The sequence below is a fragment of the Actinomadura citrea genome (genome assembly GCF_013409045.1).
In the GTDB taxonomy this organism is placed as follows: domain Bacteria; phylum Actinomycetota; class Actinomycetes; order Streptosporangiales; family Streptosporangiaceae; genus Spirillospora; species Spirillospora citrea.
Map to the genome: position 1 here is coordinate 7,742,006 of NZ_JACCBT010000001.1, position 14,918 is coordinate 7,756,923.

The window sequence follows — 14,918 nt, forward strand, 5'->3', positions numbered from 1 at the left end:
CTCCCGCAATTCCCGCCGTGACGCCACCGCGGAATCTCACGGCCACCTCTGGTCACGTTCAGCGCTTCTGTCGATACTTTGAGTAGCGTAACCTCGGCGTATGTCCCTCCCCACTGAGCCCATTGGCAGCATCCCGCGTCCCCAGGAACTGCTCGCCGCCTCACCGACCGAGCTGTCCGCCGCCCAGGAGCGCGCCGTGCGCGACACCCTCCGCCGGCTGGAGGAGCTCGGCTCTCCGGTGGTGACCGACGGCGAGCAGTCCAAGCCGAGCTTCGCCACCTACCCGATCGCGGGTCTGGCGGACCTGGCCCCCGACGGCGCGGTCATCCCGTTCGCCGACGGACACCAGCGGCAGCTGCCGCGGCTGACGGCGGGCCCGTTCCGCTACACCGGCCACGCCGTGGACTACCTGCGGGCCGCCCAGCGCCACGCGACCGCGCCGGTCAAGCAGGCCGTGATCGCGCCCTCGGCGCTGAGTCTGCTGTACCCGGCCGACGGCATCGACGGCTACCCGCGCGAGATGTTCCTGGACGACCTCGTCAACGAGGCCGAGGCCGACATCCGCTCCTGCCTGGACGCGGGCGCCCACGTGGTGCAGCTCGACTTCACCGAGGGGCGCCTGTCGCTCAAGCTCGACCCCAGCGGCGGCGTTCTGGACGCCTTCATCGCGCTCAACAACCGGGTCCTGGAGCGCTTCTCCGCCGACGAGCGCGCCCGGATCGGCGTGCACGTCTGCCCGGGCGGCGACCTCGACTCCACGCACAGCCTCGACGTCGACTACGCGGGGCTGCTGCCCAAGCTCTTCCAGCTCAAGGCCGGCGCCTTCTACCTCCAGCTGGCCAGCGAACCCGACCCCGACCGGATCCTGGCCATCGTGGCCGACCACCTGCCCGCGGACGCCCGCGTGTTCGTCGGCGTCGTCGACCCCATCGACCCCCGCGTCGAGACGCCCGAGCAGATCCGCGACCGCGTCCTCGCCGCCGCCCGCCACCTGCCCGTCGACCGCCTCGGCACCTGCGACGACTGCGGCTTCTCCCCGTTCGCCGACGACACCTCCACGTCCCGCGACACGGCCTTCGCGAAGATCGCCGCCCGCGTGGAGGGCACCGCTCTGGCCGCCGCCCAGCTGGGCCTCTGACCCGCCACCCGTTTCCAGGACCGCTCCCGTGCCTTCAGGACCGGCGGCACGCCTGCGGCGGACCGGCTTCCCCTGGGCGCCCTCTCGAAGGTGCGCTCAGGGGAAGGGACGGCGCTCATCGGGAGCTGTGCTCGGTGGTCGTGTCCGACGGCGCCGGGGTGCGGATGAGGAGCATCACCAGGACGGCCACGGTCGTCAGGGCCAGCGCCGAGACGGTCGCCGCGGTGGTGTAGCCGTGCACGAGGGCGCTCACGCGTGAGCCGTCGGGGCCGTGTTCGCGCAGGTACCCCGCCGTCGCGCCGATCGCGACGGTGTTGACGACGGCGGTCCCGATCGACCCGCCCATCTGGGACGCGGCGTTGACGACGGCGGCGGCGACCCCGGCCTCGCGCGGGGAGACGCCCGCGGTCGCCAGTGAGAACGCCGGCGGGAAGGCGGCGCCCATGCCGATCCCGAGCAGGACCTCGACCGGGACGACGGCGGTGGCGTAGCCGCTGCCCGCGTCGAGCCGGGTGAGGACGGCCAGCCCGGCCGCGGCGATGAGCAGGCCGCCGGCGATCAGCAGCCGGGCGGGCACGCGCCCGGTGAGCCGGGCGCCGACCAGGTAGCCGCTCGCGGAGTTCGCGACGGCCATCGGCAGGAACGCCAGCCCGGTGCGCATCGGGGAGAAGTGCGCGACCACCTGGAGGTAGTAGGTGAGCGTGAGGAAGACCCCGAAGGCGCCGACGACCGCGGTGGCCACCGCGACGTAGGCGCCGGCCCGGTTGCGGTCGGCGAGGATCCGCAGCGGCAGCAGCGGCGCGCCGTGCGTGGCCTGGCGCACGACGAACAGGGCGAGGGCCAGGGCGCCGATTCCCATCGGCGCGGTGGTCTGCCACGCGTCCCAGCCGTGCGGGGCGGCCTCGCCCGCACCGTACACGACGGCGGCCAGGCCGCCGGTGACGAGGACGGCGGAGATCCAGTCGAGGCGCGACCCGGGGAAGCTCGGCGGCGCCGGAAGGACGATGCGTCCCGCCACCGACGCGGCCGCGGCGATCGCGACGTTGACGTAGAGGCACCAGCGCCAGTCGGCGTACTGGGTCAGCCCGCCGCCGAGCAGCAGCCCGGCCGCCGCGCCGCTGCTCGCCACGGCGCCGTACACGCCGAACGCCTTCGCGCGCTCCTTGGGTTCGGTGAACGTCACCGCCAGCAGGGACAGGGCGGTGGGCGCGAGCAGCGCGGCGAACGCCCCCTGCAAGGCGCGCCCGACCACGAGGACCTCGAAGCCGGGCGCGGCTCCGGCGATCATCGAGGCGATCGCGAACCCCGCCAGCCCGGCCAGGAAGCTGCGGCGCCGCCCGACCAGGTCGGCGATCCGGCCGCCGAGCAGGAGCAGCCCGGCGAAGGGCAGGGTGTAGGCGGTGATCACCCACTGCCGGTCGGCGTCGCCGAAGCCGAGCGCGTGCTGGGCCGTCGGCAGCGCGATGTTCACGATCGTGGCGTCGAGGGCGATCATCAGCTGCGCGACGGCGATCACGACCAGCGCCGCCCAGCGCCGGTTCGGGGCGCCCGCGGACGGGCCGGACGCGGTCCGCGCCGTGATGGCGGTCATGGAACCCACCTCCCATTAAACGAAGGATCTTCCTCCAGATAGTAACTGGAGGTTTCTCCTCCGTCTATGGGGGCGGCGAAAACCGGCCGATCCCTCGGATCCCCCTGGGCGGCGGGGTTCGCGCGGGTCGGCAGGGCACTGAGCTGCGGAAATGATCTGCGAGGACCTTGCCGTCCCTTGGTGATTTCAGTACCTTTGCCACTTCGAGACGCCTTCCAGGCGTTTTGTCCCACTCAGGTGGGCCGGGGTGCCATCCCCGCGCAACAAGGCCCGCGACCCCCTCGTCGACCGGGCCCGCACATCGTCAGCGCCGCTCTCTCTCAGCGGCACCCGCCGAGTCCGCCATGGCGCGGAGCCGGGGACCCAACCCGCACTGGGGTGAATCGGCCTGCTCAGGCCGTAGGGCGACTTCCACGTCCGAACCCGTCAGCTAACCCGGTAGGCGGCACATGGAAGCAAGGAGCCCCCCTTTGAAAGGCAAGCACAACAAGCCCTCGCGTTTTCCCCGGCCCAACCCTTGGGCCACGGTCACGCTGACGGGTCTCGCCGTCCTCGGCGTGACGGCGGCCGTGCCGACGGCCTTGCAGCACGCGTCCACCGAGACGGTCGCCGCCGTCCAGACCGTGCCGAAGCAGCGGACCGCGCCGCAGGATCAGGTCAGAGCACAGGCCCAGGTCCACAAGGAGTTCAAGCCGCCGGCGAAGGCCGAGCCGTCGACGAAGGCCGAGCCCCAGAAGCAGGCCGCCGAGCCGGAGCCGGACGATCGGTCCAAGGTCATCACGCGGGCCGAGACCTGGCATCCGCACTCCGACCAGCGGATCCCCTACAGCCAGACCAGCACGCACAACGGCTACCGCACCGACTGCTCGGGCTACGTGTCCATGGCGCTGGGGCTGTCCAAGCCCGGGACGAACACCGTCGGCCTCACCTCGTCGCGGTACACCGAGCGCATCGAGATGTCCGAGCTGAAGAAGGGCGACCTCGTCATGGACGCCCTGGGCAGCAACACCACCCGGCACGTCGTCATCTTCGAGAAGTGGGCCGACAAGGACCACTCGTCGTACTGGGCCTACGAGCAGCGCGGCCGGTACGGAACCGACCACCGGACGCTCGACTACGGGCTGTCCTCGGACGACGAGTACAAGGCGTACCGGCCGACGTCCCTCAAGTAGGCCGCCCGGAAGGCCTCGGGAACGCCCGGCATCGGCGGATCGCCGGTGCCGGGCGGAACGGGCCGGGGAGCGAGACGGGTCAGACGGAGCGGACGGCCCGCAAGGACTCCTTCAGGGAGCCGAGGGTCGAGAAGACGGCCGTGGGTTCGTAGCCGCAGTGGGCCATGCAGTTGGCACAGCGGGAGTCGCGTCCCCTTCCGTAGGAGTCCCAGTCGGTCTCGTCCAGGAGTTCCCGGTAGGTCTGCGCGTAGCCGTCCGACATCAGGTAGCAGGGACGCTGCCAGCCGAAGAGGGAGTAGGACGGGATCGCCCAGGCCGTGCAGGGGAAGTCGACCTTGCCTTCCAGGAAGTCCAGGAACAAAGGCGAGTGGTTGAAGCGCCACCGCTTGCGGTTGCCGTTCCCGAACGCCTTGCGGAACAGCTCCCGCGTCTCCTGGACGCCGAGGAAGTGGTCCTGGTCGGGTGCCTTGTCGTAGGCGTAGCCGGGCGAGATCATCATCTCGTCGACCTCGAGGTCGTCGTTGAGGTAGTTCATGACGTCGATGACGGTCTGCGGCGTGTCCGTGTTGAAGATCGTCGTGTTGGTGGTGACGCGGAACCCCCGCCGCTTGCACTCCCTGATCGCCGCGACCGCGTCGTCGAAGACGCCGTCCTTGCAGACGGACTCGTCGTGGCGTTCGCGCAGGCCGTCGATGTGCACCGCCCACGCGAAGTACGGCGACGGCGTGAACTTGTCGATCTTCCTGGGTATCAGCAGCGCGTTCGTGCACAGGAAGACGAACTTCTTGCGCCGGACGAGCTCGTTCACCAGCTCGTCGATCTGCGGGTGCATGAGCGGCTCGCCGCCCGCGATGGAGACCATCGGCGCGCCGCACTCCTCGATGGCGGCGATGGCCTGCTCGACCGGCATGCGCTTCTTCAGCACGTCGTGCGGGTGCTGGATCTTCCCGCAGCCGGCGCAGGCGAGGTTGCAGGCGAACAGGGGCTCCAGCTCGACGATGAGCGGGAACTTCTCCCGGCCGCGCAGCTTGTTGCGGAGGATGTAGCCCCCGATGCGAAGGCTCTGGCGGAGCGGCATGCTCATGGTGTCCGGACCTCCTTGTGCAGGGTGAACTCGGTGGCCCCCACCGGCCCGCGCGCCCGCCTCATGTCGCGCCGTCCAGGTAGCGGCCGAGGGCGCTGACGGGGAAGACCAGCCGGTACAGGTGGTAGTTGATGTAGAAGTCGCCGGGGAAGCCGGTACCGGTGAACTGCTCCTCGTCCCAGTTGCCGTCCGGGCGCTGGTGGTCGACGAGCCACCGCACGCCGGCCTCCACGGCCGGAGTGCGCTCGCCGGCGGCGAGCAGCGCCAGCAGCGCCCAGGCCGTCTGCGACGGGGTGGACCCGCCCCGCCCGATCCACGCGGGGTCGTCGTAGGAGCGCAGGTCCTCGCCCCAGCCGCCGTCCGGGTTCTGGTGGTCCTCCAGCCAGACCACGGCGCGCCGGATCGCGGGCCTGCCGGGACGGACCCCGGCCGCGACGAGCGCGGGCACCACGCTGCCCGTTCCGTAGACGTGGTTCGCTCCCCAGCGCCCGAACCACGAGCCGTCCGCCTCCTGCGCCCTGAGCAGCCAGACGACGGCGCGCCTGACCACGGCCGACTCCGCGAGGCCCTCCTTCGACAGCGCCTCGACGACGTGGGCGGTGACGTCGGCGGACGGCGGGTCGATGACGGCGCCGAAGTCGCAGAAGGGCAGCTTGGTGCACAGCTCGCGGGTGTTGTCGGCGTCGAAGGCGCCGAAGCCGCCGTCGCGCGAGGCCATCCCGTCCAGCCAGCGGACGGCCCGCCTGATCGGCTCCTCCGCCTTCGGGAAGGACGCCCTGCGCAGCGCCAGGATCGCCTCGGCGGTGTCGTCGGTGTCGGGGTAGACGTCGTTGTCGAACTCGAACGCCCAGCCGCCCGGCGGGACGTCCGGCCGCTTCACCGACCAGTCCCCCGGCCCGCGGACCTCCTCGCCGACCACCCACTCGGCCGCCCGCAGCAGCGAGGGATGGTCGGCGGCCACGCCCGCGTCGGCCAGGGCGTTCATGGCGAGCACCGTGTCCCAGACGGGCGACTGGCACGCCTCGAGACGGCGCCCCCGCTCGTCGCGGATCGTGAAGCGTTCGAGCCCGTCCAGGCCGCGCCTGATGACCGGATGGTCGAGGCCGTAGCCGAGCTCGTGCAGCGCCATCAGCGAGTACACCCACGGCGGCTGGATGCCGCCCCAGCAGCCGTCGGCCTCCTGCCTGGCGATGATCCAGTCGGCGGCCCGGCGCAGCGCCGCCCGGCGCAGCGGGCGCACCGGCCGCCTCTCGTACACGTGCAGGACGCGGTCGAGGGCGTTGAACGCCGCTCCCCAGCCCCGGGCGTCCTTGGCCGGCATGACGCCGCAGCGCAGTTCGGGCAGGTCGAACGGCAGCGCCCGGACGGGACGCAACGACCCGAGGATCGTCAGCGGGACGATCGTCTGCCGCGCCCAGCACGCCCAGTCGTAGACGTTCAGCGGGACGCGGCTCGGCAGGAACATCAGCTCGGGCGGCATGACCGGCAGGTCGTTCCAGGACCACTGCCCGAACAGCGCCAGCCAGATGCGGGTGAAGACGCGGCTGCCCTCGATCCCGCCCGCCTCCCGCACGTACGCGGCGGCCTCGCGCATGTGCCCGGCGTCCACCGGGTCGCCGGCGAACCGCAGCGCGACGTACGCCTCGATCGTCGTGGACAGGTCGGCCGGGCCGCCGTGGAAGTTCGCCCACGTGCCGTCGTCCCGCTGCCGGGAGCGGATCCAGCGCGCCGCGTCCTTGGTGTCGGCGTCGGAGCGGATGCCGAGGAACTGGCGGAGCAGGAGGTCCTCGGCGTCCATGGTGACGTTGGTCTCCAGCTCGGCCTTCCACCAGCCCTCGGGCGACTGAAGGCCGATCAGGTGGTCGCGGGCCGCCTCCACGGCGGCGGCCGCGCCGGTGAGTCCGGACACGTCGGTGGTGGTCATGCAGCGCTTCCCTTCTCGCCGGCGCGGCGGGTCAGTGGTCCCGGGAGGTGACGAACAGCGCGATGTCGTGGAACTCGGCGGCCACGGGATCGTCCACGCCCGAGTCGTCGAGGTGGCGCCCGGCGGCGGCGACGCGGCGGTCGGCCTCGGCGGCGGCCCAGTCCCGTCCGCCCGCCGCCTCGACGAGCCGGGCCATCTCCCGCAGGGCGTCCTCGGACGGCGGCCCGGGGTCGGCGTACAGCGCGGCGAGCCGCCGCGACTCGGGGCGCCCGGCGTTCAGCGCGTACACGACCGGCAGCGACTTCTTGCGCGCCCGCAGGTCGGCCAGGACGGGCTTGCCGGTCGTGTCCGGGCTGCCCCAGATGCCGAGCAGGTCGTCGACGAGCTGGAACGCGAGGCCCATCTCGGCGCCGAACCCGGTCAGGTGGGTGACGAGCCGGGCGGGGCCCTCGGCCAGCATCGCCCCGATCGAGCAGGCGCAGGCGAGCAGGGCGCCGGTCTTGCCCGCCGCCATCGTCAGGCACTCGTCGAGGGTCACGTCGTCGCGCTGCTCGAACCCGATGTCGAGCGCCTGGCCCGCGATGAGCCGCTGCGTGGCGGCGGTCAGCGCGCGCGCCGCCCAGTGGGCGCCGCGCGTCTGCTGCTCCAGGAGCAGGTTCTCCGACAGCGCCATCAGCGCGTCGCCGCCGAGGATGGCGGCGGACGGGCCGAACACCGTCCACGCGGCGGGACGGTGCCGGCGGGTCCGGTCGCCGTCCATGATGTCGTCGTGCAGCAGCGAGAACGCGTGCACGAACTCGACGGCGACGGCGCCGGGCAGCGCCGTCTCCTCGGACGCGCCGGCGGCCCGTGCGGACAGCAGCGCCAGCGCGGGACGCAGCGCCTTGCCGCCCGCGGCGGCGGGCTCGCCGTTCTCGTCGGTCCACCCGAGGTGGTAGGCGACGACGCGTCGGGTCCACGGGTCGAGCCGCTCCGCGCAGGCGCGCATGGCCTGGTCGACCAGGGCGCGCCCGCCGGTGACCGAGGTCGGGACGGCGGTCATCGGCCGCTCACCTCCGAGGTCGTCCGGTGCAGGTGGCGGCGGACGAGTCGGGCCGCGGTCAGACCGCTGCGCACGGCTCCCTCCATCGTGTCGGGCCAGCCCGTGTCCGTCCACGCGCCGGCGAGGAACAGCCACGGCAGCCGGGTCGCGGACGCGGGACGCAGCGCGTCGCTGCCGGGGCTCTGACGGAACGTCGCGTGCCGCTCCCGTGTCACGAAGAAGTCGGTGACGCGGGAGCGGCGGGCGGCCGGGAACAGCCGCTCCAGTTCGGCGAGGTACACCGCGCGCAGCTCGGCGGTGGGCGTGTCGATCCAGCGGTCGGCCGCCGAGACCGAGACCGCCAGGTACTGGCCGCCGCCGGTGAGGCCGCCGACCGCGGTGCGGTCGAACACCCACTGGACGGGCGAGCCGACCGCCGCGGCGAAGGGCAGGTCCGCACCGTCCACCCGCAGGACGGGACGGTCGTAGACGACGTGGACGTTGACGATCGGGCTGGATCCGAGGCCGCCCCAGCGCGCCCGTTCAGGGGCCGCCTCCTCGGGGACGATCGCGGCCGCCGCCCGGTGGGGCACGGCGACGACGACGGCGTCGGCGCCGACCGGGGAGCCGTTCACGACGAGCTTCGGCCCGGCGTCGATCGCCGTGACCTTCGCGTTCAGGCGGATCCGGCCGCCGTCACGCTCGATCCTGGCCGCCGGGAGCGTGCCGTGCAGGTCGCCGAGCGGGACCGCGGGCACGCCGATGTCGGCGGCGTCCGAGCGGCCGAGGAGCGCGGTCTGGCACACGAACGCGGCGGGACCGAGCGCGGCGCCGTCCAGGCGGGCGTTGAGGGAGGCCGTGACGAACAGCTCCCAGAGCGCCTCGCGCGCCCAGGAGCCCTGCCCGTGTTCGGCGAGCCAGGTGCCCATGCTGATCCGGTCGTTCGACGGGTCGGCCGGATCGACGCGGTCGAGCGCCAGCGACGCGCCGACCGCCCGCAGCCGGTCGGACGGCGAGAGCAGCCGGTACCCGGCGAGCGCGGGCAGCAGGTGCAGCGGTCCCGGGGCCTTCGCACGGCGGAGCCGGCCGGTGGGCGCCGCACGGCGGAGCCGTCCGCCGCGACCGTCCGGGGCCAGGACGCGGACGTCGAAGCGGTCCTGGACGCGCACGCGGTCCAGCGCGTCCAGCCGGGCGAGCAGCCCCCGATACGCCGAGCAGCACTTCAGGAAGATGTGCTGCCCGTTGTCGACCGTCAGCCCGTCCCGCGAGAACGAGTGGGTGGCGCCGCCGAGCCGGGGCCGCGCCTCGTAGATCGTCGCGCGGACCCCCGCCTCCTGGAGCGCCAGCGCGGTGGTGACCCCGGCGAGCCCGCCGCCGACGATCGCGACCTCCGCCGGGCCGCCGTCGCGGGCGCTCACCGGTGGATCCCGGCCATCGCCATGGCGGACACGGTCGCCTTCTCCCAGGCGGGCAGGGACGTCCGCGTCTCCAGGGCGGCCAGCGGATCGGCCGTGATGCGCCGCAGCAGGTGCCGGTAGATCCCCGCCATCGCGCCGGCGCACGCGGCGCTGCGCCGGTCGAGCATGGGCAGCAGCCTCAGGCCGTCGGCGTACCAGCGCCCCGCCCGCTCCGCCTGGAAGCGGATGAGGCTCGCCAACCGGTCGGGGTCGTCGGTCACCCGGCCCCTCTCGTCACGGTCGAGCGGGCACCCGAACCGGACGAGGTCCTTGGCGGGGAGGTAGACGCGGCCGTTCACCCCGTCCTCCCGGACGTCGCGGAGGATGTTCGTCAGCTGCAGCGCGACGCCGAGCGCGTCGGCGCGCGGCACGGCCGTGGCGGGGTCGGCCGTCCCGAACACGCCGAGCGACAGGCGGCCGACGGAGCCGGCGACGCAGCGGCAGTACCAGAGGAGGTCGTCGAAGGTGTCGTAGGTCTCGCCGCGCACATCGGCCTCGCAGCCGTCGATCAGCTCGCCGAACACCTCGATGGGGATCGGATGGCCGCGGGCGGCGTCGGCCAGCGCGACCAGCACCGGATCGGAGGGATGGGCGCCGGGGTCGGTGAGCCGCGCGCGTTCACCGGCGAGCTTCGCGAGCCGGTCCGCCACGGGCGCCCCGTGGTCGTCGCCGATGTCGTCGATCCGCCGGGCGAACGCGTACACGGCGCTGAGGGCCCGCCGCTTGGGCGGGGGAAGCAGCCGGATCCCGTACGAGAAGTTGCGCGCCTGGGAGCGTACGACGCTCTCGCAGTGCCGGTAGGCGGTGGATGCGTCCATCTATGCTGCCCTTCTCCTTCCCATGGTCCGCGACCACTCGGCGAGCAGCCGCACCTTCCCCGCCCGTGGCGGGCCCGGCAGGACGTCGTAGGCGGCGCGCTCCAGCGCGTCGAGGGCGGCGAGGCCCCCCGCGACGTATCCGGCGACGGCGACCCGCGCGAACCCCTGGAGCCCGCCGGTGAGGGCGGCGCCCTCGCCGAGCATGCGCCGCGCCCGCTTCGCCTGGAGCGCCACGACGCCGCGCAGCCGGGTCGGGGTCGCCGCGGCGGTGAGGTCGTCCTCGGTGCAGCCGAAGCGCAGCAGGTCGTCCGCGGGCAGGTAGACGCGCCCGTTGCGGTGGTCCTCGCCGACGTCCTGGCAGTGCTCGATGACCTGCAGCGCGGTGCACACCTTGTCCGACAGGCGCAGCCGGTCGGGCGTGGCGGCGCCGAACACGTGCAGGACGATGTGCCCGACCGGATCGGCGGACAGCGCGCAGTAGCCGACGAGGTCGTCGAACGTCGCGTACCGGGTGACGTCCTGATCCTGGCGGTTCGCCTGGACCAGGCGGCGGAACGGCTCGGCGGGGATGCGGCGGGCGACGATCGTCCCCGCCAGGTCGCGCAGCACGGGCAGTTCCGGCCGCTCCCCGGCGTAGACGCGGTCGAGGTCGCGCTCGACGAGGTCGAGGAGGCCGGCCCGCTCGCCCGGCGGCGCCTCGTCGCCGATGTCGTCGACCAGCCGGGCGTACCCGTACACGTTCAGCAGGTGCGCGCGGTGGCGCGCGGGAAGCAGCCGGGAGGCGACGGGGAAGTTCTCCCCGGACTGCAGTTCGGTCCTCGCCCGGCGTTCCTCGGTGGCGTTCCACAAACGCTCGCTGACGGACATGGTGTTCCCCTGGGGCGGTGGCGGCGCGGGGGCGTACATCGATGCCCGTTAACCGGGTGACCGACCGGTAAACATGACCGTCGACGGGGCCCATGATGCGTACGTCCCCGGTCGACGGCGCTGAGCCTCCCGAATTTCCGTCCTTTATGAATATAGGCCGGAAGCGGTCAGGCGGGAATATGGAATCGGAAGGCCGGGCGATCACCGGTGGTCATCGCGTATTCACCCATAAATGATCGTGGCCCCCGCGAGACGGGGGCCACGGGCCGGGCGGAACGGGCGGCGGCCGGTTCGGTGGGCGGTTCGGTGGGCGGTTCAGTAGGTGCTGAGGATTCGCGCGAGTACCCGCGGCGTCTGCTCGGGCGGTGCGGCCTCGGTGACCAGCGTGTTGAAAATGTGCCAGTGGTGCTCGATCTCGGCGCGCCGCGTCGGATAGACGGCATTGTCGGGGCGCTCCAGATAGACCATGTCCTGCAGCCCCTGCTGCGGGAACCGGACGAGGGTGAGCGACCCGTCGCCGGCCACCTGGCCGGAGATGCCGAGCGGCGCGATCTGGATGGTGACGTTGGGCCGCCTGCACTGCTCGATGATGTGCCGGATCTGCATGCGCATCGTCGCGGGCGCGCAGGCGGGACGCCACAGCGCCCCCTCGTCCAGCACGACCCAGAGGTTGAGCGGGCGCGGCCGGCGGCGCAGGACGCGCTGGCGCCGCATCCGGAACTCCACGCGCCGCTCGACCTCCGCCTCGGACTCGGGGCGCAGGCGGCGCACCAGGTCGCGGGCATAGTCCTCGGTCTGCAGCAGGCCGGGGACGAACTAGGCCTCGAACGTGCGGACCAGCTTGGCCGCCTGCTCGGCGCTGAGGTAGTCGCGGACCCAGCGCGGCACGATGTCGCCGTCGCCGTGCCACCAGGGCCGGGCGCCGGTCTGCTCGGCGAGGGCGAGCAGGGTCGCGCGCTCGCCGGGGTCGGTGCCGTAGCGATCGAGCAGCCCGGCGACGTCGCCGGCCTTGGCACGGGTGCGGCCCAGCTCCAGCCGGGTGATCTTCGACTCGGACGCGCCGATCGCCAGGCCCGCCCTGGGCCGGGACAGACCGGCCGCCTCGCGCAGCTCGCGGAGCCGCCTGGCGAGCAGCATGCGCGGGACGAGCGGGTCGCCCTGCGCGCGGACCGTACCGGCCGGAGAGCTCCGCGCCGGCGCCGGTTTCCTGTTGCCGGTGATCGTGACGGAGGCCAAGGGGGACTCCTCATCGGAAGACGGCATGGACGACCGCTCCGACTATAGTTCACGCTGCGCGTCGGAGATAAGACCGTATGTTACCTACCGTCCGGGCCACGTGGCCCGGCCCCCGGAGGCGGTTCTCGGCACGGCGCGTCAGGGTTTACGGGCCACCCCGCACCTGGTCGGCAGATTCGCGCCCTCGATCGGCCCCACTTCGGGGCGCCACGCCCCGCTCGTCACCAGACCCGGTTCCTCGATCTCCAGGCCGTCGAAGTAGCCGCGGATGAACTCGGGGGTGCGCAGCCGGAACGGGATCGCGCCGGTCTCGTCGTAGGCGCGCTGCGCCGCGTTGAACCTCTCGTCCTCGTCGGTGGAGTCGTGCAGGATGAGGTAGCTCCCGGACGGCAGCGGGTCCATCAGCCCGCGGACGACGTCGTACGCCTCGTCCGGGTCGACGATGTGCCCCAGCACACCGATGATCATCAGCCCGACGGGCTGGGACAGGTCCAGCAGCTCCGAGGCCCGATCCATGATCGTCTTCGGGTCGTGCAGGTCGCAGTCGATGTAGGAGGTGCGGCCCTCGTTCATCAGGGCGCGGGCGTGCGCGAGGACGAGCGGGTCGTTGTCGACGTAGACGACCTTGGCGTCGGGGGCGGCGCGGCGGGCCATCTCGTGGGTGTTGTCGACGGTGGGCAGGCCGGTCCCGCAGTCCATGAACTGGCGGATCCCGCGCTCGCGGGCCAGGAACCGGATCGCCCGGTCCATGAAGTAGCGGCCGGCGCGGGCGATCTCCACGATGCCCGGGTAGAGCCTGACGTAGTGGTCGCCGGCGACCCGGTCGATCTCGTAGTTGTCGGTCCCCCCGAGCCAGTAGTTCCAGATCCGCGCCGACTGCGGGACATCAGTGTTGATCTTGGCGTCCGATCCCTTTCCCGGGCCCCGGGTGGCATCCGTCATGTCTGACGCTCCTTCCAGCAGGTACGGGCACCTCTCGCGGCAAACTTAGACCCCGCACCTCAAGAGCGGCCGAAAAAGCGGAATTCGGACCTGTCCGCCTGCCCATTCAGGACGATAATGAATACGCAGGGTGGTCAGAACGCCGAAAACGGTGGGGCGCGTGCGCCCGGTGTGACGAAGGTGATCCGAGAACGGACCCGCCGGGCGGACATCGACGGACGACCGAAATGATCACTTACGGCGAAGACAGGGATGGCTGTCCGCGCCGCCATGTTGACCGGACCGCGCCATCCGGGAATTCATTGTCACTCTTTTTCGAGATTTTGCCGTAACAGGCCGCCCTCATTACGAAGACCCAAGCCCCCTAAGACCGTCCATAGCAGATGATTCTGGAAACGGCGATGGCGCCGCCCGCACCTGATCACCGCCCTGGAATGCGGCGTTTCGGGCATTCGACTCATCCAGCCCAGGACCGCCCGGCCGGGGACGGCCCTCAGCGGCCCGCCCAGACGGCGATCGCGAGCGCCACCCGGTCCTCGAACCGCATCGGGTCGCGGCCGGTCAGCGACTCGATCCGGGACAGCCGGTGGCGCAGGGTGTTCGGATGAAGGAACAGGGCCCGCGACGTCGCGCCGACCGCGCCGCCCATGTCCAGGAAGGTGCGCAGCGTCTCGATGAGGCGGGTGCCGTGCGCGGCGTCGTAGTCGCTCAGCGGCCGGCCGATCTGCTCGGCGAACGGGGCCAGCTGGTCCTGGTCGAGGCGGCCGAGGAGGGCCTGGAAGGTGGCGAGGTCGGCGGCGTGCACGACCCCGCCGGTGCGGCGCGCGGCGTCCAGCGCGGTGAGGCTCTCGGCGAGCGAGAGCGGCAGGTGCTCCAGCGGGCCGGGGCTGCCGACCCCGGCGGGCTCGGCCCAGGCGTGGGCGTCGTTGGTGACGAGCAGCGCCGTGTCGTCGTCCAGGCCGAGGACGCCGGGCAGCTCCTCCTCGACCGCGCCGTCCATCGCGATCACCAGCAGGGACGCGTGGTCGAGCCCGGCGTCGTCGATCCGGGGGCGCAGCGCCTCGGCGGACGCGAGCCCGTCGCGCACCATGCGCAGCAGCCGCCCGGTCTCCTCCCGCTCGTGCCGCTCGTCTCCGGCGGAGGCGAGCCGCTCGGCGAACCACTCGGTGAACCCGAGGAACGGGATCTCCGGCGGCACCTCCAGCAGCGGGAGGCCGACGCGGTCGCAGGCGGCGCGCAGCTCCTCGGGTACGGCGTCGGTCATGTCGCCGACGCCGTAGCCGATCGCGCTCGCGCGGCCGGCCTTGACCGAGTCGGCGAACGCGGCGCACGCGCCGGCGTCCCGCAGCGACGCGCCGACCGTCAGCACGACCTCGTGCCCGCGCAGGTAGGGGGCGGGGTCGAGCAGCTCGGTGGAGTGCGCCCAGCGGACCGGGCGGTCGAGGCCGTTCTGCCCGGCGACCAGGCGCAGCCGGAAGCGCGGCACCTCCAGGAGCTGCCGGACGGTGACGTGCGGCAGCGCGGGATCGCTGGTCACAGCCTCACCCTCTCACCCCGGCCGGGCGCCGTCCCGCGCCCGTGACCGTGTTTTGGGCAAGTGCACGAAAGGTCGGGCGCGCCGTGGTGGGTTCGGCCAAGAAATCCCCATGTCGCTTGTCACCAGCGGTT

Annotated in this window: 13 protein-coding genes and 1 riboswitch; of the genes, 2 read left to right on the forward strand and 11 right to left on the reverse strand. The window is 72.7% G+C overall.

The annotated features are described in order from the left end of the window. The first annotated feature begins 100 nt into the window (after window positions 1-100). Window positions 101-1,138, forward strand: coding sequence for a cobalamin-independent methionine synthase II family protein (locus BJ999_RS35495; protein ID WP_179837307.1), 1,038 nt, complete (start codon window positions 101-103; stop codon window positions 1,136-1,138). A 115-nt stretch (window positions 1,139-1,253) separates the two neighbouring features. Here the strand turns inward: BJ999_RS35495 and BJ999_RS35500 are convergent, their stop codons facing one another. Beyond that, window positions 1,254-2,729 (reverse strand): MFS transporter, encoded by a 1,476-nt coding sequence (locus tag BJ999_RS35500; protein WP_179837308.1) that lies wholly within the window; start codon window positions 2,727-2,729, stop codon window positions 1,254-1,256. Window positions 2,730-3,050: 321 nt separating this feature from the next. Further along, a riboswitch (cyclic di-AMP (ydaO/yuaA leader) is annotated at window positions 3,051-3,189 on the forward strand. A 10-nt stretch (window positions 3,190-3,199) separates the two neighbouring features. Here BJ999_RS35500 and BJ999_RS35505 point away from each other — a divergent pair. Continuing rightward, window positions 3,200-3,901 carry an NlpC/P60 family protein gene (locus tag BJ999_RS35505; protein WP_179837309.1) on the forward strand — a complete coding sequence of 234 codons (702 nt, stop codon included), beginning with the start codon at window positions 3,200-3,202 and terminating at the stop codon, window positions 3,899-3,901. Window positions 3,902-3,980: 79 nt separating this feature from the next. On the opposite strand, the gene hpnH is transcribed toward BJ999_RS35505, so the two are convergent. The 10 genes from hpnH to BJ999_RS35545 form a co-directional block, all read right to left on the reverse strand. Then, window positions 3,981-4,985, reverse strand: a complete 1,005-nt coding sequence (gene hpnH, locus BJ999_RS35510; protein WP_179837310.1) for an adenosyl-hopene transferase HpnH — start codon at window positions 4,983-4,985, stop codon at window positions 3,981-3,983. Window positions 4,986-5,046: 61 nt separating this feature from the next. Then, entirely contained in the window at window positions 5,047-6,909 is a 1,863-nt protein-coding gene (gene shc, locus BJ999_RS35515; protein WP_179837311.1) for a squalene--hopene cyclase, read from the reverse strand. A 31-nt stretch (window positions 6,910-6,940) separates the two neighbouring features. Further along, window positions 6,941-7,951 (reverse strand): polyprenyl synthetase family protein, encoded by a 1,011-nt coding sequence (locus BJ999_RS35520; RefSeq protein ID WP_179837312.1) that lies wholly within the window; start codon window positions 7,949-7,951, stop codon window positions 6,941-6,943. Then, window positions 7,948-9,348 (reverse strand): hydroxysqualene dehydroxylase HpnE, encoded by a 1,401-nt coding sequence (gene hpnE, locus BJ999_RS35525; RefSeq protein ID WP_229809981.1) that lies wholly within the window; start codon window positions 9,346-9,348, stop codon window positions 7,948-7,950. Before hpnE ends, BJ999_RS35520 begins: the two co-directional genes overlap by 4 nt. Then, a complete protein-coding gene (gene hpnD / locus BJ999_RS41570; protein ID WP_218935388.1) occupies window positions 9,345-10,205 on the reverse strand; it encodes a presqualene diphosphate synthase HpnD in 861 nt (286 codons plus the stop codon). Before hpnD ends, hpnE begins: the two co-directional genes overlap by 4 nt. Then, entirely contained in the window at window positions 10,206-11,072 is an 867-nt protein-coding gene (gene hpnC, locus BJ999_RS41575; protein WP_218935389.1) for a squalene synthase HpnC, read from the reverse strand. Between the two features lie 315 nt (window positions 11,073-11,387). Beyond that, complete coding sequence (locus BJ999_RS41580) at window positions 11,388-11,876, reverse strand: DUF5753 domain-containing protein (protein ID WP_338070801.1); 489 nt, start codon at window positions 11,874-11,876, stop codon at window positions 11,388-11,390. A gap of 12 nt (window positions 11,877-11,888) precedes the next feature. Beyond that, a complete protein-coding gene (locus BJ999_RS41585) occupies window positions 11,889-12,308 on the reverse strand; it encodes a helix-turn-helix domain-containing protein (RefSeq protein ID WP_218935391.1) in 420 nt (139 codons plus the stop codon). A 138-nt stretch (window positions 12,309-12,446) separates the two neighbouring features. Then, window positions 12,447-13,250, reverse strand: coding sequence for an SAM-dependent methyltransferase (locus tag BJ999_RS35540; protein ID WP_179837313.1), 804 nt, complete (start codon window positions 13,248-13,250; stop codon window positions 12,447-12,449). A gap of 493 nt (window positions 13,251-13,743) precedes the next feature. Next, complete coding sequence (locus BJ999_RS35545; RefSeq protein WP_179837314.1) at window positions 13,744-14,787, reverse strand: PucR family transcriptional regulator; 1,044 nt, start codon at window positions 14,785-14,787, stop codon at window positions 13,744-13,746. Window positions 14,788-14,918 lie beyond the last annotated feature (131 nt).

Coding starts and splice junctions, on each gene's coding strand:
- BJ999_RS35495 (WP_179837307.1), top strand. CDS start 101: ATGTCCCTCCCCACTGAGCCCATTGGCAGCATCCCGCGTCCCCAGGAA.
- BJ999_RS35500 (WP_179837308.1), bottom strand. CDS start 2,729: ATGACCGCCATCACGGCGCGGACCGCGTCCGGCCCGTCCGCGGGCGCC.
- hpnH (WP_179837310.1), bottom strand. CDS start 4,985: ATGAGCATGCCGCTCCGCCAGAGCCTTCGCATCGGGGGCTACATCCTC.
- shc (WP_179837311.1), bottom strand. CDS start 6,909: ATGACCACCACCGACGTGTCCGGACTCACCGGCGCGGCCGCCGCCGTG.
- BJ999_RS35520 (WP_179837312.1), bottom strand. CDS start 7,951: ATGACCGCCGTCCCGACCTCGGTCACCGGCGGGCGCGCCCTGGTCGAC.
- hpnD (WP_218935388.1), bottom strand. CDS start 10,205: ATGGACGCATCCACCGCCTACCGGCACTGCGAGAGCGTCGTACGCTCC.
- hpnC (WP_218935389.1), bottom strand. CDS start 11,072: ATGTCCGTCAGCGAGCGTTTGTGGAACGCCACCGAGGAACGCCGGGCG.
- BJ999_RS35540 (WP_179837313.1), bottom strand. CDS start 13,250: ATGACGGATGCCACCCGGGGCCCGGGAAAGGGATCGGACGCCAAGATC.